Origin of the sequence: Bradyrhizobium sp. Pha-3 (assembly GCF_042258325.1) — a bacterium.
GTDB lineage: Bacteria > Pseudomonadota > Alphaproteobacteria > Rhizobiales > Xanthobacteraceae > Bradyrhizobium > Bradyrhizobium elkanii.
On record NZ_CP170151.1, the window covers coordinates 2,935,353 to 2,961,187 of the forward strand.

Annotated in this window: 20 protein-coding genes; 16 read left to right on the plus strand and 4 right to left on the minus strand. The window is 65.9% G+C overall.

All coding sequences use genetic code 11. The features are described from left to right. Nucleotides 1-76: 76 nt before the first annotated feature. Both ACE10X_RS13775 and ACE10X_RS13780 read right to left on the minus strand, forming a co-directional pair. Nucleotides 77-1,291 carry a mandelate racemase/muconate lactonizing enzyme family protein gene (locus ACE10X_RS13775; RefSeq protein ID WP_038383976.1) on the minus strand — a complete coding sequence of 405 codons (1,215 nt, stop codon included), beginning with the start codon at nucleotides 1,289-1,291 and terminating at the stop codon, nucleotides 77-79. A gap of 232 nt (nucleotides 1,292-1,523) precedes the next feature. Next, nucleotides 1,524-2,783, minus strand: a complete 1,260-nt coding sequence (locus tag ACE10X_RS13780) for an amidohydrolase family protein (RefSeq protein WP_038383975.1) — start codon at nucleotides 2,781-2,783, stop codon at nucleotides 1,524-1,526. 153 nt (nucleotides 2,784-2,936) lie between these two features. Here ACE10X_RS13780 and ACE10X_RS13785 point away from each other — a divergent pair, with 153 nt between their 5' ends. Continuing rightward, nucleotides 2,937-3,356, plus strand: a complete 420-nt coding sequence (locus ACE10X_RS13785) for a hypothetical protein (RefSeq protein ID WP_038383974.1) — start codon at nucleotides 2,937-2,939, stop codon at nucleotides 3,354-3,356. 133 nt (nucleotides 3,357-3,489) lie between these two features. On the opposite strand, the gene ACE10X_RS13790 is transcribed toward ACE10X_RS13785, so the two are convergent. Beyond that, entirely contained in the window at nucleotides 3,490-4,248 is a 759-nt protein-coding gene (locus ACE10X_RS13790) for a GntR family transcriptional regulator (protein WP_038383973.1), read from the minus strand. Between the two features lie 75 nt (nucleotides 4,249-4,323). Here ACE10X_RS13790 and ACE10X_RS13795 point away from each other — a divergent pair, with 75 nt between their 5' ends. The 12 genes from ACE10X_RS13795 (at nucleotide 4,324) to ACE10X_RS13850 (ending at nucleotide 20,374) form a co-directional block, all read left to right on the plus strand. After that, on the plus strand, nucleotides 4,324-4,476 hold the full coding sequence (locus ACE10X_RS13795; protein WP_162136644.1) for a hypothetical protein: 153 nt from the start codon (nucleotides 4,324-4,326) through the stop codon (nucleotides 4,474-4,476). After that, on the plus strand, nucleotides 4,460-5,314 hold the full coding sequence (locus ACE10X_RS13800) for an ABC transporter ATP-binding protein (protein ID WP_051002917.1): 855 nt from the start codon (nucleotides 4,460-4,462) through the stop codon (nucleotides 5,312-5,314). The genes ACE10X_RS13795 and ACE10X_RS13800 overlap by 17 nt, the downstream gene beginning before the upstream one ends. 2 nt (nucleotides 5,315-5,316) lie before the next feature. Beyond that, the gene (locus ACE10X_RS13805) at nucleotides 5,317-6,093 is read left to right on the plus strand and encodes an ABC transporter permease (RefSeq protein ID WP_038383971.1); all 777 of its coding nucleotides are present in this window, start codon (nucleotides 5,317-5,319) and stop codon (nucleotides 6,091-6,093) included. Between the two features lie 44 nt (nucleotides 6,094-6,137). After that, nucleotides 6,138-7,163 carry an ABC transporter substrate-binding protein gene (locus tag ACE10X_RS13810; protein ID WP_038384001.1) on the plus strand — a complete coding sequence of 342 codons (1,026 nt, stop codon included), beginning with the start codon at nucleotides 6,138-6,140 and terminating at the stop codon, nucleotides 7,161-7,163. Between the two features lie 190 nt (nucleotides 7,164-7,353). Continuing rightward, nucleotides 7,354-8,796, plus strand: a complete 1,443-nt coding sequence (locus ACE10X_RS13815) for an amidohydrolase family protein (RefSeq protein WP_038383970.1) — start codon at nucleotides 7,354-7,356, stop codon at nucleotides 8,794-8,796. A gap of 173 nt (nucleotides 8,797-8,969) precedes the next feature. Next, on the plus strand, nucleotides 8,970-11,393 hold the full coding sequence (locus ACE10X_RS13820) for a CaiB/BaiF CoA-transferase family protein (RefSeq protein ID WP_038383969.1): 2,424 nt from the start codon (nucleotides 8,970-8,972) through the stop codon (nucleotides 11,391-11,393). Further along, complete coding sequence (locus tag ACE10X_RS13825) at nucleotides 11,393-12,469, plus strand: ABC transporter ATP-binding protein (RefSeq protein WP_304556552.1); 1,077 nt, start codon at nucleotides 11,393-11,395, stop codon at nucleotides 12,467-12,469. The genes ACE10X_RS13820 and ACE10X_RS13825 overlap by 1 nt, the downstream gene beginning before the upstream one ends. Then, a complete protein-coding gene (locus ACE10X_RS13830) occupies nucleotides 12,466-13,470 on the plus strand; it encodes an ABC transporter ATP-binding protein (RefSeq protein ID WP_375764268.1) in 1,005 nt (334 codons plus the stop codon). The genes ACE10X_RS13825 and ACE10X_RS13830 overlap by 4 nt, the downstream gene beginning before the upstream one ends. A 130-nt stretch (nucleotides 13,471-13,600) precedes the next feature. After that, nucleotides 13,601-15,148 carry an ABC transporter substrate-binding protein gene (locus ACE10X_RS13835; protein ID WP_038383960.1) on the plus strand — a complete coding sequence of 516 codons (1,548 nt, stop codon included), beginning with the start codon at nucleotides 13,601-13,603 and terminating at the stop codon, nucleotides 15,146-15,148. 3 nt (nucleotides 15,149-15,151) lie between these two features. After that, entirely contained in the window at nucleotides 15,152-16,108 is a 957-nt protein-coding gene (locus ACE10X_RS13840; protein WP_038383959.1) for an ABC transporter permease, read from the plus strand. Then, nucleotides 16,105-16,989 carry an ABC transporter permease gene (locus tag ACE10X_RS13845; RefSeq protein WP_038383958.1) on the plus strand — a complete coding sequence of 295 codons (885 nt, stop codon included), beginning with the start codon at nucleotides 16,105-16,107 and terminating at the stop codon, nucleotides 16,987-16,989. The genes ACE10X_RS13840 and ACE10X_RS13845 overlap by 4 nt, the downstream gene beginning before the upstream one ends. Before the next feature lie 82 nt (nucleotides 16,990-17,071). After that, on the plus strand, nucleotides 17,072-20,374 hold the full coding sequence (locus tag ACE10X_RS13850; RefSeq protein ID WP_038383957.1) for a carboxyl transferase domain-containing protein: 3,303 nt from the start codon (nucleotides 17,072-17,074) through the stop codon (nucleotides 20,372-20,374). Between the two features lie 225 nt (nucleotides 20,375-20,599). On the opposite strand, the gene ACE10X_RS13855 is transcribed toward ACE10X_RS13850, so the two are convergent. Continuing rightward, the gene (locus ACE10X_RS13855) at nucleotides 20,600-22,234 is read right to left on the minus strand and encodes a flavin-containing monooxygenase (RefSeq protein WP_375764269.1); all 1,635 of its coding nucleotides are present in this window, start codon (nucleotides 22,232-22,234) and stop codon (nucleotides 20,600-20,602) included. Nucleotides 22,235-22,468: 234 nt separating this feature from the next. Between ACE10X_RS13855 and ACE10X_RS13860 the strand changes: the two genes are divergently transcribed. From ACE10X_RS13860 to ACE10X_RS13870, 3 genes are all read left to right on the plus strand, one after another. Beyond that, a complete protein-coding gene (locus ACE10X_RS13860) occupies nucleotides 22,469-23,692 on the plus strand; it encodes a cytochrome P450 (protein ID WP_038383956.1) in 1,224 nt (407 codons plus the stop codon). A gap of 66 nt (nucleotides 23,693-23,758) precedes the next feature. Then, nucleotides 23,759-25,360 (plus strand): GMC family oxidoreductase, encoded by a 1,602-nt coding sequence (locus ACE10X_RS13865; protein WP_038383955.1) that lies wholly within the window; start codon nucleotides 23,759-23,761, stop codon nucleotides 25,358-25,360. Nucleotides 25,361-25,377: 17 nt separating this feature from the next. Beyond that, nucleotides 25,378-25,827 carry a hypothetical protein gene (locus ACE10X_RS13870; protein WP_038383954.1) on the plus strand — a complete coding sequence of 150 codons (450 nt, stop codon included), beginning with the start codon at nucleotides 25,378-25,380 and terminating at the stop codon, nucleotides 25,825-25,827. The last annotated feature ends 8 nt before the right edge of the window (nucleotides 25,828-25,835 follow it).

Here is a 25,835-nt window from a genome sequence, read left to right on the forward strand (position 1 = left end):
GGCAACAATCCTTTTCACACCACGCAGCGGTGGTTATGGGTCCCGGCTTTCGCCGGGACGACGGTGTGGAGAGAGTTTACTTCTTCAACCCGTAATTCAACAGCCCGCCCTTGTTCTTCGGCGGATGCGCGCGCAGGCCTTCCTCGTTCGGCTCGGTGCCCCAGCCCGGACGATCCGGGATCACGAGATGGCCGTCGACGAACTCCGGCACGTGGGTGAACAGCTCGTGGTCCCAGGCCAGCCGATCGATGTCGGTCTCCATGATCCGCAGGTTCGGCACCGCGGCGCAGAAATGCGCGTTCATCATGGTGCAGAGGTGGCCGTAGAAATTGTGCGGCGCGACGTTGACCTCGAAATGCTCGGCGGCGGCGGCGATCTTCATCGATTGCCAGACCCCGTTCCACGGCGTGTCGATGATCGCGACATCCATCGCCTGCTCGGTGAAATAGGGCAGGAATTCGCGCAGGCCGAGCAGCGTCTCGCAGGATGAAATCGGGTGCGGGCTCTGGCGGCGGATATAGCCGAGCGCCTGCGGATTGAAGGTGTCGATCTCGACCCAGAACATGTCCATCTTCTCGATGGCGCGCAGGATTTTCAGATAGCCCTCGGTCTTGGCGTTGAAGTTGAGGTCCAGCAGAAGATCGACATCCGGCCCCGCGCCGTCGCGGATCGCCTCCAGATGCATGCACAGATTGCGCAGCACATTGCGGTCGATATTGATCTCGGGCTGGAACGGCGAGCCGAAGCCGGGGCGCCAGCCCTGCGGCTTGCCGTCGGTGTAGACGAAGATGTTGGTCTTCATCGCCGTGAATTTCTTCTCGCGCACCTCGGCCCCGATCGCCTTGACGCCGTCGAGATCGGTGATTGCCGGCTTGTACCAGTCGGGATGATTGATGCGCCAGGTCGCGCAATGCGACCAGTAGACCCGCACGCGGTCGCGAATCTTGCCGCCGAGCAAATCGTAGCAGGGCACGCCGAGCGCCTTGGCCTTGACGTCGAGCAGCGCGTTCTCGATCGCCCCGAGCGCCAGCGCCACCACGCCGCCGGCGGCAGGGCGCGTCGCGGCGAACAGCTCGACATAGATCCGCTCGTGCTCGAACGCGTTCTTGCCGACCACCCGCGCCGACAGCCGCTCGATCGCCGCCGTCACGCCAGGCGCGCCGAAGCCCTCGTCATATTCGCTCCAGCCAACCAGCCCGTCCGCGGTCGTTACCTTGACGAAGTGATAATTCCGCCAGCCGGCATCGCAGGCGAGCGTCTCGACGCTTTTGATTGTGGTGGATTTGCTCATGGTTTCCTGCCCGACTGTTTGTTGGTGTTGAGGACGTTCAACAACGGATCGGCGAGGGCGTCAATTCGCGCCAGGACAAGGCGACAATGCGCGCAGGTTGGTGCTGCGGCACCGTATCGCTGTGCACGCTGGTACTCGATCCGTCATCCTGAGGAGCGCGGAACGCGCGTCTCGAAGGATGAACGGCCCCGCTCGTGGCCGTCGACCCTTCGAGACGCCGCTTCGCGGCTCCTCAGGGTGACGGGCAGAGTCCGGTGTCAGGCCGGAACAGCGTCGGGCGCTGGCGTTCGAAGGTCTTGCGGCCGCGCTTGAAACCCATCAGCACGTCGGGCAGTTCGGCGATCGCGTTGGTTCCGCTGTCGGTGTCGAGCACGACGATGTCGGCGGGATTGCCGACCGCGATGCCGTAGTCGCCGAGGTTCATCAGCCGTGCCGGCAGGTCGGTGACGAGATCGAGGCAGGCGTCGAACTCGCCGATCCCGGCATGCGCCGCATTGGCGTAGAGATTGGCCATCCGCAGCAGCGAGGCATCGCCGAACGGCGTGAAGGGATTTTGTACATTGTTGGTCGCGACCGAGCACAGCACGCCATCTGCGACGAGCCGGTGCGCGGCGGTCAGCCCGCGCGGCGCGTTATGGGTGGCGTCGCGGCCCATCAGATAGAGATCGGTCGCGGGCAGCACGGTGACCGCGACACCGGCCTCGGAGAGGCGTGTGCTCGCCGCCTTCAGCCGATCAGGCGGCAGCGCGGAGAGTTTGGTGGCGTGCCCGATCGCGACGCGCCCGTGATAGTTGCGCCGTTCGGTCTGCCGGCAGACCTCCTCCATGTGCCACCAGGAGGGATCGAGGTCGAAATCGAGATGGAGGTCGACATCGACGTCGAACTCCTGCGCGAGGTCGAAGATGCGCGCGATATGCGCGTTCGGATCGCTGTCGACATAGGGGCAGCCGCCGACCGCCTCGGCACCGTCGTTGAGCGCCGCGACCAGCAACTCGTCGGCGCCGGGGTCGTTGGTCAAGCCCTCCTGCGGAAAGACACAAAGCGAGAGGTCGAGCGCCCAGGCGTAGTCGCGCTTCAGCGCCTTGACCGCCTCGAAACCGCGCAGCCCGATCCGCGGATCGATCTCGACATGCGTTCGCATCCGCGTCGTCCCTGCCGTGATCGCGCGCTCGATGACTTTTGAGCCGCGCGCATAGACATCCTCGACCGTGAAGTCGCGCTTCATCGCCGACACCGCGCGGATCGCCTCGCCGAGGCTGGCGTGATCGTGGCCGCAGCGGCCGAGCAGGCAGGCCTTGTCGAGATGGATATGGGTGTCGACGAAGCCGGGCAACGCCAGCCGGCCGTTGAGGTCGACTTCGACCGCCTCGCACACGAGGTGCGGCGCGATCGCGGCGATCCTGCCGCCGGCGATGCCGATATCGACCGCTGACGCGGAGCTGCGCGTCACGGCATTGCGGAAGACCAGGTCGAAGGCAGGTTTCGCGATCATCGGGAAGAAGACATCAGGATGGTCTGAGCCTAGCGGAAGGGCAGGGAACCAGCAGCATCAGATTGTGTGCAATTTGCTAGTCATATTGTCCAAAAAATGTGCATACACTTTTGTCGCCGAATTGTAGAGTCCTGATTATCCCCGGAGGCCCCCATGTCCGCACCCGCCAAAGCCGATGTCCGCCCGATGTCCGATGCCGAGATCGTCGAGGCCTATCTGACGGCGTCGATGATCCCCGATCCGGATGCGGCCGCGGCCTATATGAAGCCGGGCACGCTGATCACCTTCACCGGCGGGCGCGAATTCGACCATCCGCGCGGGCCGACCGCCTTCAACGCGAAGCGCTACCGCTGGGTGAAGAAGAAGATGGACCGCTTCGATGTCTGCCCGGGCACGGACGAGACCGTCGTCTACAGCGTCGGCACGCTCTACGGCGAATGGACCGACGGCACGCCGTTCGAAGGCAACCGCTATGTCGACCGCTTCGTGGTGCGGGGCGGGCAAATCGTCAAGATGGATGTCTGGAACGACAGCGCCGAGCGGATTTTGGTGCAGCGGGGAATCGAGGCGTAGGGGAAGCAACCTTCTATCCCCGTCATCCTGAGGAGCGCATTGCGCGTCTCGAAGGATGCACGGCCCGACCGGTGGCCGTCGATCCTTCGAGACGGCCGCGTTGCGGCCTCCTCAGGATGACGGTGATGGAGCATCAGCGCCGCGCCGCCTTCGGCAGCTTCACCACCTTTTCGCCGCTCGCTTCGTCGGCATAGGGGGCCAGAATATCCAGCAGATCGCGCCCGCGCTGCGGGCTTGGCGCGACCAGCGCGCGGGTCGCCACGGAATCCAGATGGCTGTGCATCAGCCCCATCACCTTGTCGACGTCGCCTTTCGCCAGCGCGGCGATGATCGCGCGGTGCTCGTTGATCGCGCATTCCGACGAATGCGGCCGGCTGTAGAGCGACAGCGTCAGGCAGCAGCGGTAGGCGACCTCGCTGACATAGCGCACGAGGATCGGGCTGTTCGTCATGTGAGCAAGCAGGATGTGGAATTCGGTGGCGAGCCGGATCGACACCGCATCGGTGCCGTCGCGGGCCCGATCCTCGGCGTCGACATGCGCTGTGAGCTCGCCGATCTGCGCCTTGGTCAGCTTGCCCGCGAGCTGCCGCACCACCAGCCGCTCGAGCTCGATGCGAATATCGAAGGCGTCGCGCGCCTCCTGCCAGCTCGGCGTCGCCACCACGGCGATGCGGTTGCGGCGCAGCTCGACCAGGCCTTCCGCCGCCAATTGCCCGAGCGCATGCCGTGCGATGGTGCGGCTGACGCCGAAGCGCTCGCCGAGCGAATCCTCGGGCAGCTTGGCGCCGGGCTCCAGCGCCTGCTCGATGATCGCGCGCCGCAGCGCGCGGCAGATCACGCTGACCTTGTCTGACGATTCAGCCGTCTTGCTGCTGTCGGCGCGCCCCGCCATTGCCGCGAATCCCTCTCGAAGGTGCTTCGAACGCCTCTTTATCATACCGCCAAGGCAATCGGGCGCTCGAATTGCATGCAGTTTGAGCCGCGGATTGCCCAAAAGGAATCCGGCCTCTGGGGCGCGGAACGCGCGATCTCCTTGATTTTCAACGATTTTCAACGCGGCGGCCGCTGGCATCCGGCTTGCATGCACTTTGCTCGTGATGCGCATGCAACCAAACTCTGAATTCGCCGGCGAGCCGATGGCCGCCGGATCCGCGCCGACCGCGATCGAGCTGTCGGACGCCTCCGTGACCTTCGGCCGGGGCGCCCGCGCCGTGCCGGCACTGTCGACAACCACGCTGCGGATCGCCGACGGCGAGTTCGTCGCGCTGGTCGGCCCGTCCGGCTGCGGCAAGTCCACCATCCTGCGGTTGGTGTCGGGCCTGGCACGGCCGACCACCGGCGTCGTCATCGTCGGCGGCCGCGAGGTCGCGGCGCGCGCGATGCGGGTCGGCATGGCGTTCCAGAACCCGACCATGCTGCCGTGGATGACGATCGAGAAGAACATCATGCTGCCGCTGAAGATCGTCGAGCCGTTCCGCTCGCAATTCCGCAAGCTGCGCAAGACCGAATTCCGCGACAAGGCCAATACGCTGCTCGAGCAGGTCGGGCTGAAGGGGTTCGGCGGCCGCTATCCCTGGCAGCTCTCCGGCGGCATGCTCCAGCGCGCCAATCTGTGCCGCGCGCTGATCCACGAGCCGCGCATGCTGCTGCTCGACGAGCCGTTCGGCGCGCTCGACCAGTTCACCCGCGAGGAGCTGTGGGGAATCCTTCAGCAGCTCTGGATGACCCACAGGCCGACCGTGCTGCTGGTCACCCATGATCTGCGCGAGGCCGGCTTCCTCGCCAGCCGCATCTGCGTGATGAGCGCGCGGCCCGGCCGCATCCTCGACGACTCCAGGGTCGATTTCGCCCGCCCGCGCACCGTGGCGATGACCTTCGAGCCTGACTTCGTCGCGCTCAACCAGAAGCTCCGCGCCTTCATCGTCGATGCGCGCACCGCCGCGCTAGAGGGAGCCTGACCATGTCCGTGTCAGACATCAGGCAAAAGGCCTGGTCCGCCGCCCTGATCGTGCTGTTCTTCGTCGCCTGGGAGCTGTTCTGCCTGATGACGGGGATGTCGGATCTCGTGTTGCCGCGGCCGTCGCAGATCTTCGTCACGCTGTTCGATAAATTCCCGATCCTGTGGCCGCACATCGTGCAGACCCTGGTCACCACCATGATCGGCTTCGTGCTCGGCGTGGCGCTCGGCGTCGCGCTCGGTGCGGTGATCGGGGTGTCAAAAACCGCCTACGACACCTGTTATCCGCTGCTGGTCGGCTTCTCGTCGATCCCGAAGGTCGCCGTGGTGCCGATCTTCGTGCTGTGGTTCGGCTCCGGCACCGTGCCGGCGGTGTTGACCTCGCTGTCGATCTGCTTCTTCCCGATCGTCGTCAACATCGCCACCGGGCTTGCCACCACCGAGCCCGAGCTCGAGGACGTGCTGAAGGCGCTCGGCGCCAGCAAGTTCGATATCCTCTGGAATGTCGGCCTGCCCAGGACGATGCCGTTCTTCTTTGCCTCGCTGAAGGTCGCGGTCTCCTACGCCTTTGTCGGCGCGGTGCTGTCGGAAACCGTCGCCTCGAACCGCGGCATCGGCAACGTCATGATGACCGCGTCCTCCAATTTCAACGTGCCGCTGGTGTTCGCCGGGCTGTTCGTGCTCGCCGGTCTCGGCGTCGCGCTCTACGTCCTGTTCTCGCTGATCGAGGGCCGGGTCACCGGCTGGGCGACACGCAAGGACAATGTCATCGCCACCTGAGACACTTCGTCGACCGTCAAGCAATGAAGCTTAAGGAGATCTCGATGCTGAGAAAAGTAAGCGCCGCGCTGTTGGGATTGGCCCTGATCGCCGGTCCCGCGCGCGCCGAGGAAACCACCATCAAGTTCACGCTGGGCTGGAAGACGCAAGGCTCGGACGCCGCGTTCTTCTACGCCAAGGACAACGGTTACTTCAAGGAAGAGGGCCTCAACGTCGTGATCGACCAGGGCGAGGGCTCCGGCGCGACGGTGACGCGCATCATGTCGGGCGCCTATGACGCCGGCTTCGGCGACGTCAACGCGATCATCCAGAACGCCGCGACCAAGCCGCAGGATGCGCCCGTCATGGTCTACATGATGTGGAACCAGCCGCCATTCGCGATCGTCGCCAAGAACTCGAGCGGCATCAAGTCGATCAAGGATTTCGAGGGCCATACGCTCGGCGGCGCGCAGGGCACGCCGACCACGCGGCTGTTGCCGGTGTTCGTGCACAAGAACGGGCTCGATGGCGAGAAGATCAAGGTCTCCAACATGGCGCCGAACCTGCAGGAGCCGATGCTGATCAAGGGCGACATCGACGCCGCGCTGGTGTTCAACATCACGAGCTATTTCAACCTGGTGCTGAACCGCCAGGACCCCGACAAGGACTTCAAATGGTTCTCGTTCGGCGATTACGGGCTCGACCTCTATTCCAACGGCGTGATGGTCTCGCGCAAGCTGATCGCATCAAACCCGAAGGCGGTGGCCGGCCTCGTCCGCGCCATCAACAAGGGTGCGATCGCGGTCGCCAAGGATCAGAACGCGGCCATGAAGGCGGCGCTGAACTACGACAATCTGATCAATGTCGATGTCGAGAAGCGCCGGCTGCAATATTCCTTCGAGAAGCTGATCGTCTCGCCGGAGATGAAGGACATCGGCATCGGCGACGTCAGGGACGACCGCATGGCCCGCGCCATCGGCTTCATCGTCGAAGGCTACCAGCTCGCCCGCACGCCGGCTCCGACCGAAGTGTTTTCGCGAGAATTCCTGCCGCCGCGCGCGGAGCGGGAATTGGTGTATACGGCGAATTGAGTGAGGTTGAGCGCGGCCTGCAGCCTCGCCGCCGGTGCTCTCCCTCTCCCGCTTGCGGGGAGGGCCGGGGTGGGGTCCTCTCCACGAGTCATATTGCGGAGAGAGCCCCCACCCGGATCGCATCTCCGATGCGATCCGACCTCCCCCGCGAGCGGGAGAGGTGAAGTTACGCAAGCGGAGATGACAGGCGATGATGACCAACGTCACGGCAACCCGTCTGTTCTGCGGTGCTGACCGCGACATCCGCAACGACGCCGTGCTCCGTCACGCCGACGGCATCATCACCGACATCGCCGAAGCCGCGAGCCCGGAGACAGCCCCGCGCTCGCTCATCCTTCCCGCCTTCATTAACGCGCACGACCACGCGCGTCCGCGCGCGTCGAGCTTCGGCGCGGTCGGCATGCCGCTGGAGAGCTGGATCCTGCGCACGGTGGTCGGCACGCCGATCGATCCGTATCTCTCCGCGGCTTCGGCGTTTGCCCGCGCAGCGCGGGCCGGCTGCGCGGCGATGATGGTGCATTACACAAGGCCGAGCGGCACCATGCCGTTGCTCGATGAAGCCAGGGCGATCGCGCGCGCCGCCGCCGATGTCGGCATCCGCATCGCCTTTGCCATCGCGGTGCGCGACCAGAACCCGATCGTTTATGGCGACAGCGAACCGGTGCTGTCAGACCTTCCGGCCGACGACCGCAAGATGATCGAACAGCTGTTCGTGCGCGCCCCGATGTCGCCGAAGGCCTATATCGAGCTGACCGACGCCATCGCGGCAGCGATCGGCGGGCCGAAGATTGATGTGCAGCTTGGGCCGGCCGGGGTACAGTGGTGCTCGAAGCCGCTGCTGGAGGCGGTCGCGGAGAACTCTGCGCAGGCCGGCCGCCGCATTCACATGCATCTGCTCGAGACGATCTACCAGCGCGCCTGGGCCGACCGGCATTTTCCCGGCGGCATCGTCCGCTATCTCCGCGACATCGGCTTCCTCTCGGAGCGGCTGACGCTCGCGCATTGCATCCACGCCCGGCCCGACGAACTCGAGATGATCGCGGCGTCGGGCGCGCGCATCGTCACCAATTTCTCCTCCAACCTGCACCTGCGGTCCGGGCTGGCGCCAATCGCGGCGGCGCACGCTTGCGGCTGCGGGATTGCGGTCGGCGTCGATGGCCTCGCGCTCGATGAGGATGACGACGTGCTGCGCGAGATGCGGCTGGTGCAGATGACGCACGGCGGCCTCGGCTTCAAGCGTACATGGACTGCTCCGGAATTCTTCACGCTCGCGATCCGCAACGGCCGCCGCGCCACCGGCGCGCCGGGCACGGGCGAGCTCGCGGTCGGTGCGCCGGCTGATTTCGTCAGCATCGATCTCGACCGCCTCGAGCGTGATCAGATTCTCGATACCGATCCGCTCGACCTCTTGTTCGCACGCGGCAATGCGTCGCTGATCTCAGAGCTTGTGGTCGATGGTCGCACCGTCGCCAAGGCCGGCCGGTGCCTCGGTGTTGATCTTCCCGCCATTGAGCAGGAACTGCGCGGCATCACCCGCGCGAGCGTGGCCACATACGCGCATGTCTTGCGCGCATGGCCGCGATTGTCGAACTCAGTGCAACACTGGTTCGAGGCGCAGCTCACCTGCAATTAGCTGCACAATCTTCGCTTCGCGCTGAGCAGCAACTTCGGTCATATGCTCGCTAATTCCGCCAAGCGGAAGAAAATTCCACTTGCATCACACTCGTCGCGCGGCTTCAAGTTCACCCAACAAGAAACTGAATCAGCCGCTGTCACCGGCTGGTCATTTTGTCGCGAGGAAGCGTGATGGGCGCGTTGTCGCATCTGCGGATTGTCGAGATCGGAAGTGCTGCGGCGACGAGCTATTGCGCGCGGCTGTTTGCCGATTTCGGCGCCGATGTGCAGAAGGTCGAGCCGCCGCACGGCGATCCGCTTCGCCGCACCGCGCCGCTGACGCCCAAAGGGCAGAGCGCGTGGTTTGCGTTCCTCAACTTCAACAAGTCGAGTGTCGTGCTCGACAAGCGCGACGTCTCGCGCCTGCGCGAGCTGATCACCGGCTGCGACGTCCTGCTCGACGGGCGCGGCATCGCTGCGGCGGATTGTCCCGAAATCGATCTCGACGCGATCAAGCGGGATAATCCTGGCCTCATTCATCTCGACCTCGCCTGGTTCGGCGATCGCGGTCCCTACGCCAATTTCGCGGCGACGGACTCCACGATCCGCGCGCTGACCGGACTGGTGAAGCTGGTCGGTCCGGAGCAGGGGCCGCCGATGCATGCGCCGGATTTCCAGATCGGCATTCTGGGCGGGCTGTGGGGTTTCATCGCCGCCGCATCGTCGGTGCTCGGGCGCATGCAGGACGGGCGCGGCCGCGAAAATCATCTCAGCCTGTTCGAGGCCTCTATCGCCGTCACCGAATACATCATGTTCGAGGCGTTCCAGCGCGGCGACATCATGCGGCGGATCGGCGTCAACCGGTTCTGGCCGACCTTTCCGGTCGGCATCTACGAGACCAGGCAGGGCTGGCTCGGCGTCACCACGGTGACCCCGGCGCAATGGCGCGCGTTCTGCGAGATGCTCGAGCTCAACGAGTTGCGCGACGATCCGACGCTGGTCATGGGTGTCGACCGGCTGCGCCATGTCGCCGAGATCGAAGGCAGGATATTGCCGAAGCTGAAGCAGCGCACCGCGCAGGAGTGGTTCGCCGAAGGGCTCAAGCGCAGGATTCCGATCGTGCCGGTGCCGGAGGTGGCGGATCTCATCGCCGATGAGGAGAAGCGTGCGCGTGGCGCTATCGTCCCGATCACCATCGGTGACGAGACCGGCTTTTCCGCCGGCACGATGCAGCGGCTGACCGCAACGCCGCCGCTGCGCGGCGGCCGGGTGCCTGATCTCGGCGAGCAGCGGGCGAGGCGCGAGGCTGCGCCGCGCGTGCCGGCGCCCAGGCCCGCTGCAACCGATCGCTTGCCGCTCGCGGGCATCCGTGTCGTCGACTTTTCGATGGGCTGGGCCGGACCCATCTGCACCCGCACGCTCGCCGATCTCGGCGCCGATGTCATCAAGATCGAGGCGACGCAATATCCGGACTGGTGGCGCGGCGTCGACCGCCGTCCGGCCTATGTGCTGGAGCAGATGTACGAGAAGTCGGTGCGCTACTGCATCATGAACCGCAACAAGCGCGGCATCACGCTCGATCTGACCCGGCCGAGGGGGCTTGAATTGGCGAAGCGCCTGCTCGCCGATGCCGACCTCGTGGTCGACAATTATTCGGTCGAGGTGCTGCCCAAGCTCGGCCTCGGCTACGACGTGCTGAGCAAGATCAATCCCAAGCTGGTGATGATGTCGATGTCGGCGTTCGGCGCCGGCAGCGTGCATCGCGACTGCCGCGCCTATGGCTCGACCCTGGAGCAGGGCTCCGGTCTGCCCAGTGTTGTCGGCGATCCCGATGGTCCGCCCGTCATGAGCCATACCGCGTTCGGCGACGCCGTGGGCGGGCTCAATGGCGCGGCCGCGGTGCTGACCGCGCTGATCCACGCCAAACTGACGGGGCAGGGGCAGTTCATCGATCTCGCCCAGATCGAATGCATGATGCCGTTCGCCGCGCCCTGGATCGTCGCGCATTCGACCAGTGGCAAGCCGCCGACCAAATACGGCAACCGCCACCCCGATTTCGTGCCGCATGGCTGCTTTCGCTGTGATGGCGAAGACAACTGGATCGTCGTCGCGGTGTCCGGCGACGCGATGTGGCCAAAGCTCGCGCGGCTGCTCGGCCGCGAGGACTGGGCGGCGGACAAGACGCTCAAGACCGCCGCGGGCCGCCGCGCCATCGAGGGCGAGATCGAGGCTGCGATCATGGCCTGGACCGCGGCGCGCGATGCCGATGCAGCGATGGCCTCGCTGCAATCTGCCGGCGTTGCCTCCGGCGTGGCGCGGCTGCCGATCGATCTCCTGGAGGATCCGCAGCTCCACGCCCGCGGCTTCATCCAGCAGGTCGACCGCGCGTTCATCGGACGACATCCGCAGCCGTCGATGCCGTTTCGCGAGAGCGACGCGCCATTTGCCATTCGTTCAGTGCCGCCGACCCTCGGCGAGCATAACCGCGAGATTCTTGGCGGCATGCTCGGGCTCTCCGACGCCGAGCTCGATGAGCTCACCCGCGAGGGCATCATCGGCACCGAGATGCTGATGGAGGAGCAGCTGGTGAAAGAGAAGAAGCGGGCGGCGGGCTGATGGAGGCAGGTCAGCCGGCACAGCGCAGGGCGGAGGGCGCGCGCGAGGCCGCACGGCCGCTGCTGTCGGTGCGCGGGCTCGGCATCCGCTTCAAGACTGCGCAGGGCGTCTGGCAGGCGACGCGCCGCATCGACTTCGACATTGCGCCCGGCGAGCGCGTCGGCATCGTCGGCGAGAGCGGCTGCGGCAAGACCATCACCGGCCTGTCGATCCTGCGGCTGTTGCCGGGCAATTTTGCCGGCCTCGACGGCAAGATCCTGTTCGACGGCGTCGATCTCGCCTCCTGCAGCGCGCGGCAGATGCGCACGATCCGGGGCAAGCGCATCGCGATGATCTTCCAGGAGCCGATGAGCGCGCTCGATCCGGTCTTCACCGTCGGCCACCAGATCGCCGAGACGCTGCGCGTCCATACGGACGTTTCCCATGAGGAGGCGCGCGCCAAAACGCTGGAGATGCTCCGCCGCGTCGGCATCGCCTCGCCCGAGCGGCGGATCGACGACTATCCGCACCAGCTCTCCGGCGGCATGCGGCAGCGCGTGATGATCGCGGCGAGTTTGATCTGCGGGCCGCAGCTTCTGATCGCCGACGAGCCGACCACCGCGCTCGACGTCACCGTGCAGGCGCAGATCCTCGAGCTGCTGCGCGACATCAGCGAGACCTCGAAGACCGCGCTGATGCTGATCACCCACGATCTCGGCGTCGTCGCCGAGACCTGCACGCGGATGATCACGATGTATGCCGGTGAGGTGATCGAGGACGCCACCGTCGACGAAGCGCTGGTGCGGCCGCTGCATCCCTACACGTCGGGACTGTTACGCTCGCTGCCGCATTTGAGCCCGCGCCACGGCCGGCTGCCGTCGATCCCGGGCCGGGTGCCGTCGATCGCGGAGATGCCGAACGGCTGCCGCTTCCGGGCCCGCTGCGCGCATGCGGCCAAAGGTTGCGAGGCCGAGCAGAAGCTGCAGGACGCCGGCGGCGGCAGAAGAGTGCGCTGCTGGCGCTTTGCCGAGCTGAATCTGCCGGGCGCGCTGCATCCGCCCGGCGCGCCGGCTGCTGCAAAGGTCGCGACGCAATGACCACAGCCGATGCCGAGCCCCGCCGCGATGCCATCGTCTCGGTGCGCGACCTTCAGGTCCGCTTCCAGACCTCGGACCGCCGCGCCACCGTGAAGGCGGTCGATGGCGTCAATTTCGACGTCCGCCGCGGCGAGACCTTCGGCATCATCGGGGAGTCCGGATCGGGCAAGACCACGATCGGCCGCGCGCTGGTGTTCCTGCTCAATCCCAGCGCTGGCGCCATCCTGCATGACGGCATCGATCCAACGGCACTGCCACGGCGGGAGTTTCAAAACCATCGCCGCGACTACCAGATCATCTTCCAGGACCCGAACGCCGCGCTGAATCCGCGCATGACCATTCTGGCCTCGGTGCTGGAGCCGCTGGGGCTCGCCCGCGTCGGCAATAGCGCCGAGCGCGAGCGGCAGGCGCGGGAGGCGCTGGAGCGCGTCGGCCTGCCGCAAGAGTTCGGCGCGCGCTATCCGCATCAGCTGTCCGGTGGCCAGAAGCAGCGCGTCGTGATCGCCCGCGCGCTGACGCTCAAACCCAAGCTGATCGTCTGCGACGAGGTGGTGGCCGCGCTCGACATGTCGATCCGCGGAGACGTGCTCAATCTGTTTGCCGATCTGCAGCGCGACCTCGGGCTGACCTATGTCTTCATCACCCACGATCTCGCGGTGGTTTCGCATATCAGCGAGCGCGTTGCGGTGATGTATCTCGGCCAGTTCGTCGAGCTCGGGCCGACCGAGGAGGTCGCCGAGCGGCCGCTGCATCCCTACACGATCGCGCTGTTGTCGGCCGAGCCGCGGCCGCTGCCGTCCACGATGCGGCAGGAGAGCCGCATCGTCTTGCAGGGCGAGGTGCCGAGCCCGATCGATCCGCCCTCGGGCTGCCGGTTCCGCACCCGCTGCCCGCATGCGCAGCCGCTCTGCACCGACCGCGTGCCGGAGTGGCGCGAGCTGAAGCCCGATCACTGGGTGGCCTGCCATTTCGCCGACCGCCCCAATTTTTCGCCGAGTTAGCGCGCGATGAGATCAGTTCGAATAGTGACCCCGAAGGGACTGCACTCCCTCCCCCGCAAGCGGGAGAGGTGCAGCCAGTCTGCCGCTAAGCCGATTCAAATTGACGCCCTGGGATAATGGAGGACCTGCCATGACAATGACGACACGACGCGAGGCCATGGCGCTGATCTCGGGCGCATTGGCAAGCACCACGCTCGGCGGCCGCGCCTTCGCGGAAGGCGCGCCGAAGAAGGGCGGCACCCTGCGCATCTCGGCGCCGGCCAATCCGTCGAGCCTCGATCCCGCGACCGGCGGCGCCGGCTCCGACCACGCCTTCCTGTTCACGATGTACGACACGCTGACCGAATGGGAATTCGACACGCTGAAGCCGAGGCCCGGCCTTGCCGAAAGCTGGAAGTTCACCGATCCGACCACGCTGGTGCTCAACATTCGCGCCGGCGTCACCTTCCATGACGGCACGCCGCTCGATGCGGAAGCCGTCAAGTTCAATCTCGAGCGCAACCGCAGCGATGCGAAGTCGAACATCAAGGCCGATCTTCTCTCGGTCGCCGCGGTCGAGGTCACTGGCCCGCAGCAGGTGACGTTGAAGCTGAAGACACCGGATACCGCACTCCCCGGCATTCTCTCCGACCGCGCCGGCATGATGGTGTCGCCGACGGCGCTGAAGGCGGCCGAGGGCGGCGTGGTGACGCGCAAGCCGGTCGGCGCCGGCGCCTATTCGTTCGTCAGCTGGGCCGACGGCGAGAAGATCGTGGTCAAGCGCAACGAGAAATACTGGAAGCCGGAGCGGCCGCTTCCCGACGCCATCGAGATCTCGATCATTCCCGAGCTCACCACCGGCGCCCGCTCGGTCACCGCCGGGCAGAACGATCTGATCTACCAGCTGCCGCCGCGGCAGAAGGTGATCATCGAGCGCGCCTCGAGCGTCAAGGTGGTGCATGGCCCGACGCTCTACGTGCTTCAGATCTTCCTCAACTGGGCCAAGCCGCCGTTTGACAATCTCAAGGTCCGCCAGGCGCTCAACTTCGCGATCGATCGCGAGTCCTTCGTCAAGGCCGCGCTCGCAGGTCTTGCGGAGCCCGCCTACATGAATTTGCCGAAGGCGCATTGGGCCTATGATGCCGAGGTCGCAAAGCTCTATCCCTATGATCCCGACCGAGCGCGCAAGCTGCTCGCCGAGGCCGGCTTCAAGGAGGGCACCCCAATCGAGCTCGGCGGCTATCCGGACCAGGATTCGGTGCAGCGTCAGGAGATCCTGATCGAGCAATTGCGCAAGGCCGGCATCGGCGTGCGTTTCGTCAACGCCCCGATCGCGGAAGCTTCAGCGGCCTTCTTCGGCGCGGAGAAGAAGGGCGCCGGCCTGCTCTCGGCCTGGACCGGGCGGCCCGACCCGAGCCTGACTTACTCGCTGATGTTCACCAAGGACGCCTACTACAATGCCGGCCGCGCGCCGGTGCCGGCCGAGCTCGAGGCCGCGATCAAGGAATCGCGTGCGTCTGAGGATATCGAGGTCAGGCGCAAGGCGTTCTCCACCGTGCAGCGGCTGGTGATGGAGAATGCCTTCGTGGTGCCGCTCGCGTTCCAGTTCGAGCTGGTCGCGATGAACAAGAAGGTGCAGGGCTATCGGCCGAACCTGCTCGGCAAGCCGAAATACGACGACGTCTGGCTCGGGAGTTAGGCGATGGCGCGACGGTCACCAGTCAAGGTCGTCGGCAGCCGCCTCGTGCAGGCGCTGCCCGTGATCCTGCTCGCGACCTTCATGGTGTTCGCGCTGCTCAAGCTGGTGCCCGGCGACATCGCCGTGACGCTGGCGGGCGACAACGCGACCGACGCGCGGATTACCGAGATCAGGAAGATCTACGGCCTCGACCGCCCGTTCCTGGTGCAATATGGCGCCTGGCTCGGCAATGTCGCGCAGGGCGATCTCTCGCAATCGTTGTTGACCGGCGAGAAGGTCGCGGACTCGATCGGCCGCGCGTTTCCGAACACGCTCCTGATCGTCGTGATCGCGCTGGCGCTGGCGCTGGTCACGGGCATCCCGATGGGCGTGATGGCCGCGATCAAGCCGAACGGCTGGGCCGACAAGCTGATCAGCATGCTGGCGTCGTTCGGCGTCGCGGTGCCCGGCTTCTGGCTCGCGATGATCCTGGTGGCGGAATTCTCATTGAAGCTGAACTGGCTGCCGGCGACCGGCGCAAAATCCTTCAGCGCCTCGCCGGTCGATGCGATCAGGCATGCGCTGCTGCCTGGCATCGCGATCGCGGCCTACGGCATGGCCGAGGTCGCGCGCCAGCTGCGCGGCGCGCTGCTGGAGGTGCTGTCGTCGCAATATGTCCGCACCCTGCATGCCAAGGGGCTGTCGATGTCCCGCATCCTCTGGCAGCACGGCCTGAAGAATGTCGGCGTCAATCTGCTCACCATCATCAGCCTGTTGGTCAACCGCATGCTGGCGGCGACCGTGGTGATCGAGGCGGTGTTCGCCATTCCCGGGCTGGGCAGCTTGATCGTGCGCGGCGCGATCCAGCGCGATTTCCCGATCGTGCAGGGCGTCGTCTTCACCATGGTGGTGGTTGTGATCGCGGTGAATTTGATCACTGATTTGCTGTGCGCAGCGGTCGATCCGAGGATCGAGCAATGACCGAGGTGGCGCTTGCTCCCCTGAAGGCCCCGGCGAGGCCGACGCGGCTGCGCCGATTTGCGCGCTGGCTCGCCGGCGATCTCCGCGCCGCGCTGTCGATCCTGGTGCTCGTGGTGCTCGTTGTCGTCGCGATCGGTGCGCCCTGGATCGCGCCCTATGCGCCGACCGCGCAGGACGTCAACAACATGCTGGCGCCGCCGGGGCCGGTCCATCTGCTTGGCACTGACGATCTCGGCCGCGACATCTTCTCGCGCTTGATCTACGGCGCGCCGGCCACCGTCTATGCCAGCCTGCTTGCGGTCGGCGTCGCGGTTCTGATCGGGCTGCCGGTCGGCCTCATCGCCGGCTATTTCGGCGGCTGGATCGACGACATCATCAGCCGCATCATCGACACCTTCCTGTCGTTCCCCGCCATCGTGCTGGCGATCGCGGTCACCGGCGCGCTCGGCATCGGGCTGACCAACGGCATGATCGCGGTCGGCATCACGATGTTCCCGGCGCTGGCGCGCATCGTCCGCGCCCGCACGCTGATCGTACGGCAGGAGCTCTATGTCGATGCCTCCAGAGGCTTCGGCGCGCCGACCTGGCACGTGCTGTGGCGCCACGTGCTGCCGAACACGCTGCAACCGGTCATCGTGCAGGTGACGCTCTTGCTCGCCGCCGCGCTGCTGGCCGAAGCCAGCCTGTCGTTCCTCGGCCTTGGCATCCAGCCGCCGGACCCGAGCTGGGGCGCCATGCTGGCGCGCGCCTATCAATACATGGAAATCGCTCCGGAGCAGATGTATGCGCCGGGCCTTGCCATTCTCGTCGTCTCCCTGGCGTTCAATGCGCTCGGGGAGTCCTTGCGTGTCGTGCTCGATCCGACCATGAAGGATCGTTGACTGTGAGACGTCGGCCGGTCGCGCACGATTTCTTCACCTCTCCCCGCAGGCGGGGCGAGGTAGCAAACTCACGGAATTGATCATGTCGTTCAAGAAATTGCTGATTGCCAACCGCGGTGAGATCGCGATCCGCATTGCCCGTGCCGCTGCCGACAGCGGCATCGCGACCGTCGCGATCTATCCCGCCGACGATGCCGCCTCGCTGCATGTCCGATCCGCCGACGCCAGCCACGAGATTCCAGGCCGCGGCGCGCGGGCCTATCTCGACATCGAGACCGTGATCGCGGCGGCCAAGACCACGGGTTGCGATGCGCTGCATCCGGGCTACGGCTTCCTCAGCGAGAACACGCAGCTCGCGCGGCGCTGTGCCGAGGAGAGGATCACCTTCGTCGGCCCGTCGCCGGAGGCGCTCGATCTGTTCGGCGACAAGGCCAAGGCAAAGGCGCTGGCGAAGAAATGCGGCGTCCCGATCATTGCCGGCACTTCGGGCGCGACTGGTCTCGACGAGGCAAAGGCGTTCTTCGCCGCGCTCGGCGCCGGCGCCGCCGTGATGATCAAGGCGATCGCCGGCGGCGGTGGGCGCGGCATGCGCGTGGTCGAGGATGCCGCCAAGCTCGACGAGGCCTATGCGCGCTGCCAGTCGGAGGCCAAGGCGGCGTTCGGCAGCGATGCGGTCTATGTCGAACGGCTGATCCGCAAGGCCCGCCATATCGAGGTGCAGATCATCGGCGACCGTCACGGCGTCATCAGCCATCTCTGGGAGCGCGAATGCACCATCCAGCGCCGCAACCAGAAGCTGATCGAGGTGGCGCCGAGCCCGTCGCTGAGCGAGGGAATGCGCGCGCGCATCATCGAGGCGGCGAAGCAGCTCGCGGCCGCCGCGCGCTACGACAATCTCGGCACCTTCGAATTCCTGGTCGATGACGAAGCCGGGGAGAGCGAGGGTGCGTTTGCCTTCATCGAAGCCAATCCGCGGCTCCAGGTCGAGCACACCGTTACCGAGGAGGTGCTCGGCATCGACCTCGTGCGTTCGCAGCTCGCGGTCGCCGCCGGCGCCACGCTGGCCTCGCTTGGGCTGGCGCAATCAGCGGTGCCGCTGCCGCGCGGCTATGCGATGCAGCTCCGCGTCAACATGGAGGTGATGGACGAGAAGGGCATCACGAAGCCGACCGGTGGCACGCTCAGTGTGTTCGACCTGCCGTCCGGCCCCGGCGTTCGCGTCGATACGTTCGGCTATTCCGGCTACCGGACCTCCGCCGCGTTCGATTCGCTGCTGGCAAAGGTCATCGTGCATTCGCCGAGCCCGAAATGGACCGACGTGGTGCACAAAGCATCGCGCACCTTGCGCGAATTCCGCATCGGCGGCGTCGCCACCAACATCCCGTTCCTCGGCGCGATCCTGGCGCATCAGAGCTTTGGGCGGAACAAGATCAGCACCAACTTCATCGATACCCATGTGGCCGCGCTGGTCGGCGCGGCGCAGGATCTCGCCGCACCATTGATCGAAGTGAGCGAGGCGACTGCGACCAAGGCCGTTGCGACTGAGGCGCCGCCCGAGGGATCGCTCCCGGTGCCCGCGCCGCTGCAGGGCACCATCGTGGCGATCGAGGTCGCGGAGGGCGATCTGGTTCGGCCCGGCCAGCAGATCGCGGTGCTGGAATCGATGAAGATGGAGCATCTGGTCACGGCGCCGCATGGCGGCCGGGTGACCAGGATCGCGGGCGGCATCGGCGTCACCCTGATGCATGGCGAGCCGATCCTGTTCTTTGAGCCTGCCGAGGTCGACGGCCATGCCGCGGCGGAAGAGGCCGCGATCGATCTCGATCACATCCGCCCGGATCTCGCCGAGCTGATCGCGCGCAAGGCGATCACGCTGGACGAGAACCGCCCGGCCTCGGTCGAGCGGCGCCGCAAGACCAACCAGCGCACCGCGCGCGAGAACATCGCGCAGCTGGTCGATGAGGGCTCGTTCGTCGAATACGGCTCGCTGGCGATCGCGGCACAGCGCCGCCGCCGCAAGGTCGAGGACCTCATCAAGAATACGCCGGCCGACGGCCTGATATCAGGCGTCGCCACCGTCAACGCCAGGGATTTCGGCGCCGACGGCGCGCGCTGCATGGTGATCTCCTACGACTACACCGTGCTCGCCGGCACCCAGGGCCATATGAACCACAAGAAGATCGACCGCATGCTCGGCCTCGCCGAGCAGTGGCGCATGCCGCTGGTGTTTTATGCCGAGGGCGGCGGCGGCCGTCCCGGCGATACCGACCGGCTCGGCATGACCGGTCTCGACGGCCCGTCCTTCGTGCAGTTTGCAAAACTCTCCGGGCTGGTGCCCGTGGTCGGCGTGGTCTCCGGCTATTGCTTCGCCGGGAATGCCGCGATGCTCGGCGTCTGTGACGTCATCATCGCCACCAAAAATGCGTCGATCGGCATGGGCGGTCCGGCGATGATCGAGGGCGGCGGGCTCGGCGTCTACCATCCGGCCGAGGTCGGCCCTGTCTCGTTCCAGTCGCCGAACGGCGTGATCGACATCCTGGTCGAGGACGAGGAAGAGGCGACGGCGGTGGCGCAGAAATACCTGTCCTATTTCCAGGGCGCGATCGCCGACTGGAAGGCGCCGGACCAGCGGCTGCTGCGCCGCGCGATCCCGGAAAATCGCCTGCGGGTGTATGACATCCGCAACGTGATCGACCTGCTCGCCGACGAAGGCTCGGTGCTGGAGATCCGCAGGGATTTCGGCGTCGGCATGATCACCGCTTTCATCCGCATCGAAGGCAAGCCGTTCGGCCTGATCGCCAACAACCCGAGGCATCTCGGCGGCGCGATCGACGCCGCGGCCGGCGACAAGGCCGCGCGCTTCATGCAGCTGTGCGACGCCTTCGACATCCCGATCGTCTCGCTCTGCGACACGCCGGGCTTCATGGTCGGCCCCGAGGCCGAGAAGACCGCGATCGTGCGCCACGTCGCGCGGATGTTCGTCACCGGCGCGAGCATCACGGTGCCGCTGTTCGGCATCGTGCTGCGCAAGGGCTATGGCCTCGGCGCGCAGTCGATGATCGGCGGCGGCTTCCACGCCTCGTTCTTCACGGTGGCGTGGCCGACCGGCGAGTTCGGCGGCATGGGCCTCGAAGGCTATGTCCGCCTCGGCTTCCGCAAGGAGATGGAGGCGATCGAGGATCCGGTCGAGCGCGAGAAGTATTTCCAGACCAAGGTCGCCGAGCTCTACGCCAACGGCAAGGCGGTCTCGATCGCCTCGGTGCTTGAGATCGACGAGGTGATCGATCCCGCCGACACAAGGCACTGGATCATGGCCGGCCTCCGCTCGGTGCCGAAGCCCGAGCCGCGGACCCATCGCAAGCGGCCGTGCATCGATGCGTGGTAACGTGAGGGCGCGGCTGCGTCCTCACCCCAACTGTCATCGCCCGGCTTGACCGGGCGATCCAGTACGCAGCGGCCCGTCGGCTCGATAACCATTGTCTCTGGAATACTGGATCACCCGCCTTCGCGGGTGATGACGGGACCAGAGGCGCAACACACTCTGTGTCGTCCCGGCTTTCGCCGGGACGACGGCGGTGGGTGTGGCTCGCGCTTCGCCTCAATACGCACGTTAGCCCAACCTCAACTCCGCATACCCCTTCGCCGCCACCTCGTCGCATCGCGCGCGATATGCCGGCGCGCTGCCGCTGTAGCGGGCGACGATGCGGGTCTGCTTGCCCTCGACGTTGCGGTTGATGCCGGTCATCCAGGAATCGACCTCGTTGGAAAGCAGGCCTGTGCCGAGCGCCTTGACATGCTCGGTCCAGTCGGCGGTGCCTTCAGGCGTGGCGTCGAGGAAGGTCAGGCCTCTCTCCTGAGCGAAGCGGATCAGCCCGGTGACCCAGTCGACGCTGTATTCGATGCTGCGCGGGATGTTGCCGAGCGCGGTGTGCGGGCCCATCAGCATCATCATGTTGGGGAAGCCGTCGACCATCAGCCCGAGGTAGGTTTCCGGGCCGTGCGTCCACTTCTCCTTCAGCCGCGCACCGTGCGCGCCGCGGAAATCGATCCTGTCGAAGCTGCCGGTGATGGCATCGAAGCCGGTGGCGTAGATGATGATGTCGAAGGCGTAGTCCTTGTCGGTGGTCTGGATGCCGTCGGGCGTGATCTGCTCGATCGGCGTCTCCTTGAGATCGACCAGCTCAACATTGTCGCGGTTGTAGACCTCATAATAAAAGGTCTCGAGCGGCAACCGCCGCGTGCCGAAGCCGTGGTTCTTCGGGATCAGCATCTCGGCGACCGCCTGGTTCTTCACGCGCTCGCGGATCTTGCGCGCGACGAAATCGCTGATCGTTGCATTCGCCGCGCGGTCGATCAGGATATCCTTGAAGTTGCCCTGCCAGATGCCGAACCCGCGTTCGCCATAGAGCTTCTCGTAGAACGCCTCGCGCTCCGCCTCGCTCACCTCGAACGCGCCGCGCGGATCGGGCGTATGCACGAAGCAGGCGAAGGTCTCCTTGCAGCGCGCGAAGATCTCGGGATAGCCGGCCTTGATCCCGGCTTGCGTCTCGGCGTCGATCTTGCCGTTGTGCAGCGGCGCCGCCCAGTTGGCGGTGCGCTGGAACACGGTGAGGTGCCCGACCTCGCCGGCAATGGTCTGGATGGTCTGGATGCCGGTCGCGCCGGTGCCGATTACCGCGACGCGCTTGCCGGTGAAATCCACGTTCTGCTTTGGCCAGCGCGCGGTGTGGAACGATTGGCCCCTGAAATCGTCGCGGCCCTCGATGCGCGGCAGGGTCGGCGTCGACAACGGACCGATCGCGGTGATCAGGAAGCGGCAGGCGTGCTGCGCGCCGCTCTCCAGCGTGATCCGCCAGCTTCGCGTGTCGTCCTGGTAGATCGCTGATGCGACCCGGCTCTCGAACTGGATGTCGCGGCGCAGGTCGAACTTGTCGGCGACATAGTTGCAGTAGCGCAAGGTCTCGGGCTGGCCGGCGAAATGCTCCGACCATTCCCATTCATCGAGCAGCTCCTTCGAGAACGAATAGCCGTAGGAGTAGCTCTCGGAATCGAAACGCGCGCCGGGATAGCGGTTCCAGTACCAGGTGCCGCCGACGCCGGTGCCGGCCTCGAACACGCGCGCGCTAAGGCCAAGCTCGCGCAGCCGGTAGAGCTGGTACATGCCGGACAAGCCTGCGCCGATGATGATGACGTCGTAATCCAGCGCAGCCGTCTGGGCGCTGTTGTCCTGGCGCAATTCGGCCACCTGTCGTTGCTCCCTGATGGATCGATTGCCGGCAAGGCTAACCGGTCTTCCTGTCGCCGACAAACATCGAACAGCGGGGCAGCTATCGGGATTTGCCGGGTGCGTCGGGTTGCGCGCATTCCGCGCGGCGGACTGTCTGCCCCGCGGCTTTACTCGGCCGCGGGATTTCCTCTATCGTCGGCCCGACACAACGATCGCCCACCAAGCGGCGACGGAACCAGCGGGAGTGAAGCGATGGGAGAGGCGCTGCGCAGGCCGACGTCTACGGACGTCAGCAATCCCCGGCTTTATCAGGACGACACCTGGCGGCCGCTGTTCGCGCAGCTCCGCCGCGACGATCCCGTGCACTATTGCGAGGCGTCAGCCTACGGCCCCTACTGGTCGGTGACGCGCTACGACGACATCTTCGCGGTCGAGCTGGATCACCAGAACTATTCGTCGGCCTCCGAGCTTGGCGGTATCCAGGTCGCGGACCAGCCGAAGGGGCAGGAGCGGCCGAGCTTCATCCGCATGGACCCGCCCGGCCACACCGCGCAGCGCCGCACGGTGGCGCCGATCGTGGCCCCGTCAAACCTCGCCAATTTCGACGCCCTGATCCGCAAGCGCACCGCCGCGGTGCTCGACGCGCTGCCGCGCAACGAGACCTTCGACTGGGCCGAGCGGGTCTCGGTCGACCTCACCAACATGATGCTGGCGACGCTGTTCGATTTCCCCTCTGAGGACCGCGCCAAGCTGACCTGGTGGTCGGATGTCGCGATCGCCAACGTCGAATCCCCCGACGCGGTGGTGCATTCGGAGGCTGAACGCACCGCCGAACTGGTCAAGATGGGAGAATATTTCCGCAAGCTATGGGACGCGCGGATCGATGCGCCGCCGACTTTCGATTTGATCTCGATGCTGGCGCATTCGGACGCGACGCGGAATCTGGAGCCGCGCGAGTTCATCGGCACGATCGGGCTGTTGATCGTCGGCGGCAACGATACCACGCGCAACTCGATGTCGGCCGGGCTGATGGCGCTGTGCGAGAACCCGGAGCAGTTCGAGCTGGTCCGCGCGAGGCCGGAGCTGATCCCGAACCTGGTCTCCGAGACCATCCGCTACCACACGCCGGTGCTGCACATGCGCCGCACCGCACGCAACGATGTCGAGCTTGCCGGCCGGAGGATCAGCAAGGGCGACAAGGTCGTGATGTGGTACATCTCCGGCAACCGCGACGAGGACAAGATCGAGCGCGCCGACGAATTCATCATCGACCGCGCCAAGCCGCGTCAGCATCTCGCCTTCGGCGCCGGCGTCCACCGCTGCGTCGGCGACCGCCTGGCCGAGCAGCAGCTGCGCATCCTCTGGGAGGAGGTTCTGGCGCGTGATCTGCGTTTTGAGATGATGGGCCCGCCGCAAAGGCTCTATTCCAATTTCATCCGCGGTATACGAAGCTTGCCGGTGAGAATCGTCAATTGAGCTGCATTATCCCGTCATTGTTATCGCGCCTCGCAATGACGAAAGAAGAGACTTCAAGGAACAAGAATGAAGAACGATCCCGTTGACGTCCTGATCATCGGCGCCGGCGCGTCCGGCGCCGCGGTGGCTTGGAGCCTCGCCGATACCAAGATGCACATCCTCTGTCTCGATCAGGGCGGCTGGATGAATCCGGCCGAATATCCGAGCACAGGGCGCGACTGGGAGGCGAAGTTCTACGGCGAGTGGTCGTCCAGCCCGAATGTCCGCCGCCGGCCCGAGGACTACCCGATCAACGACGACAATTCGCCGATCAAGGTCGTCAACTTCAACGCCGTCGGCGGCTCGACGGTGATGTACACCGCGCACTGGCCGCGGCTGCATCCGTCCGACTTCAAGGTGAAGACGCTCGACGGCGTCGCCGACGACTGGCCGATCGATTACGACGCGCTCACTCCGTTTTTCGAGGAGAACGATCGGATGATGGGCGTCTCGGGCCTGTCGGGCGATCCGCTGTCGCCGCTGAGCCACCCGCCGATGCCGCAGCAGCCGCTCGGGCTATCCGGCCCGCTGATTGGCAAGGCCATGAACAAGCTCGGCTGGCACTGGTGGCCGTCGGACACGACGGTGGCGACGATGGATTACGAGGGCAGGGCGCGCTGCATCAATCTCGGCCACTGCACGCCGGCCTGCGCGCAGGGTGCCAAGGCCTCGACCGACATCACCTACTGGCCGCACGCGGTCCGCGCCGGGGTCGAGCTGAAGACCCATTGCCGGGTGCGCGAGATCCTGACCAACGAGCACGGCATGGCCTCCGGCGTCATCTATTACGACCAGGACGGTGTCGAGCAGTTTCAGGCGGCCGAAGTCGTCATCATCGCCTGCAACGGCGTCGGCACGCCGCGGCTGCTGCTCAATTCGGCGTCAGGCAAATTCCCGAATGGCCTTGCTAACTCATCCGGCCTGGTCGGCAAGAACCTGATGTTCCACCCCTACGCGCAGATTTACGGCTTCGTGAAGGAGCCGACCGACAGCAACCGCGCGCCGCCGACCTGCCTGTGGAGCAAGGAGTTCTACGACACCGATCTGTCGCGCGGCTTCGTCCGCGGCTACGGCATCCAGTTCGGCCGCGGCGCCGGGCCGGTGTTTGAGGCGGTCGCGAGCGAGCAGAAGGGCATCCTGCCCTGGGGCAAGGATCATCACCGCGTCTTCCGCAAGCTCAACGGCCATCGTCTGGCGGTATCGGCGATCTGCGAGGATTTGCCGGAGGAGCACAACCGCGTCACGCTCGATCCCGTGCTGAAGGACAGCCATGGCATCCCCGCGCCGAAGATCGACTACACGATCAGCGCGAACAGCCGGAAAATGATGGATCACGGGTTGGCGCGCGGCCGGGAGATCCTCGAGACCGCCGGCGCCACCGACATCTGCATCAACGATCCGATCCCGTGGGGCGGCTGGCATCTGCTCGGCACCGCGCGGATGGGCACCGATCCAGCGCGCTCCGTGGTCAACGAATGGGGCCGCTCGCACGACGTGAAGAACCTCTTCATCGTCGACGGCAGCATCTTCGTCACCTCGGGCGGGGTGAACCCGACCTCCACCATCCAGGCCCTTGCGCTCTACATCGCCGACCAGATGAAGCAGCGCCTCGCCAATCTGTTCGACTGAGACCGCCAGAGACCGACATGTCCGATAGCAATGAACTGACTGCAGCCCAGCGCGCCGATCTGCGCACCGTCGCCGCGATGATCGTTCCCGAAAGCGACGAGTACAAGGTGCCGGGGGCGGATGATGCCGCGATCCAGGCCGACCTGCTGGCGACGCTCGGCCGCGACACCGCGCTGGTCGCGCGGGCGCTGGATCATCTGGCTGATCTCGCGGGCAAGCCGCTCGCCGAGCTCGACGATGCCGGGCGCGATGCGGTGGCGCAGGAGTTTCGTAGCCGCGGCGGCGCGGCCGCGGCAACGCTCGTTCGCGTGGTGCTGCAATGCTACTATCGCGACGACCGCGTGCTGCGCTCGCTCGGGCTTGAGCTGCGCGCGCCGTTCCCGAAAGGCCATGTGCTGCCGGAGGGCGACTGGTCGCTGCTCGATCCGGTCAGGGAGCGTGGCGGGACGCTGCGGCGGGCGCCCTAGCCGACCGG

What these genes read in the sequence shown, in the direction of transcription:
- ACE10X_RS13775 (WP_038383976.1), bottom strand. Translation starts at nt 1,291, where the DNA reads ATGAGCAAATCCACCACAATCAAAAGCGTCGAGACGCTCGCCTGCGAT.
- ACE10X_RS13780 (WP_038383975.1), bottom strand. Translation starts at nt 2,783, where the DNA reads ATGATCGCGAAACCTGCCTTCGACCTGGTCTTCCGCAATGCCGTGACG.
- ACE10X_RS13785 (WP_038383974.1), top strand. Translation starts at nt 2,937, where the DNA reads ATGTCCGCACCCGCCAAAGCCGATGTCCGCCCGATGTCCGATGCCGAG.
- ACE10X_RS13790 (WP_038383973.1), bottom strand. Translation starts at nt 4,248, where the DNA reads ATGGCGGGGCGCGCCGACAGCAGCAAGACGGCTGAATCGTCAGACAAG.
- ACE10X_RS13795 (WP_162136644.1), top strand. Translation starts at nt 4,324, where the DNA reads ATGCAGTTTGAGCCGCGGATTGCCCAAAAGGAATCCGGCCTCTGGGGC.
- ACE10X_RS13800 (WP_051002917.1), top strand. Translation starts at nt 4,460, where the DNA reads ATGCAACCAAACTCTGAATTCGCCGGCGAGCCGATGGCCGCCGGATCC.
- ACE10X_RS13805 (WP_038383971.1), top strand. Translation starts at nt 5,317, where the DNA reads ATGTCCGTGTCAGACATCAGGCAAAAGGCCTGGTCCGCCGCCCTGATC.
- ACE10X_RS13810 (WP_038384001.1), top strand. Translation starts at nt 6,138, where the DNA reads ATGCTGAGAAAAGTAAGCGCCGCGCTGTTGGGATTGGCCCTGATCGCC.
- ACE10X_RS13815 (WP_038383970.1), top strand. Translation starts at nt 7,354, where the DNA reads ATGATGACCAACGTCACGGCAACCCGTCTGTTCTGCGGTGCTGACCGC.
- ACE10X_RS13820 (WP_038383969.1), top strand. Translation starts at nt 8,970, where the DNA reads ATGGGCGCGTTGTCGCATCTGCGGATTGTCGAGATCGGAAGTGCTGCG.
- ACE10X_RS13825 (WP_304556552.1), top strand. Translation starts at nt 11,393, where the DNA reads ATGGAGGCAGGTCAGCCGGCACAGCGCAGGGCGGAGGGCGCGCGCGAG.
- ACE10X_RS13830 (WP_375764268.1), top strand. Translation starts at nt 12,466, where the DNA reads ATGACCACAGCCGATGCCGAGCCCCGCCGCGATGCCATCGTCTCGGTG.
- ACE10X_RS13835 (WP_038383960.1), top strand. Translation starts at nt 13,601, where the DNA reads ATGACAATGACGACACGACGCGAGGCCATGGCGCTGATCTCGGGCGCA.
- ACE10X_RS13840 (WP_038383959.1), top strand. Translation starts at nt 15,152, where the DNA reads ATGGCGCGACGGTCACCAGTCAAGGTCGTCGGCAGCCGCCTCGTGCAG.
- ACE10X_RS13845 (WP_038383958.1), top strand. Translation starts at nt 16,105, where the DNA reads ATGACCGAGGTGGCGCTTGCTCCCCTGAAGGCCCCGGCGAGGCCGACG.
- ACE10X_RS13850 (WP_038383957.1), top strand. Translation starts at nt 17,072, where the DNA reads ATGTCGTTCAAGAAATTGCTGATTGCCAACCGCGGTGAGATCGCGATC.
- ACE10X_RS13860 (WP_038383956.1), top strand. Translation starts at nt 22,469, where the DNA reads ATGGGAGAGGCGCTGCGCAGGCCGACGTCTACGGACGTCAGCAATCCC.
- ACE10X_RS13865 (WP_038383955.1), top strand. Translation starts at nt 23,759, where the DNA reads ATGAAGAACGATCCCGTTGACGTCCTGATCATCGGCGCCGGCGCGTCC.
- ACE10X_RS13870 (WP_038383954.1), top strand. Translation starts at nt 25,378, where the DNA reads ATGTCCGATAGCAATGAACTGACTGCAGCCCAGCGCGCCGATCTGCGC.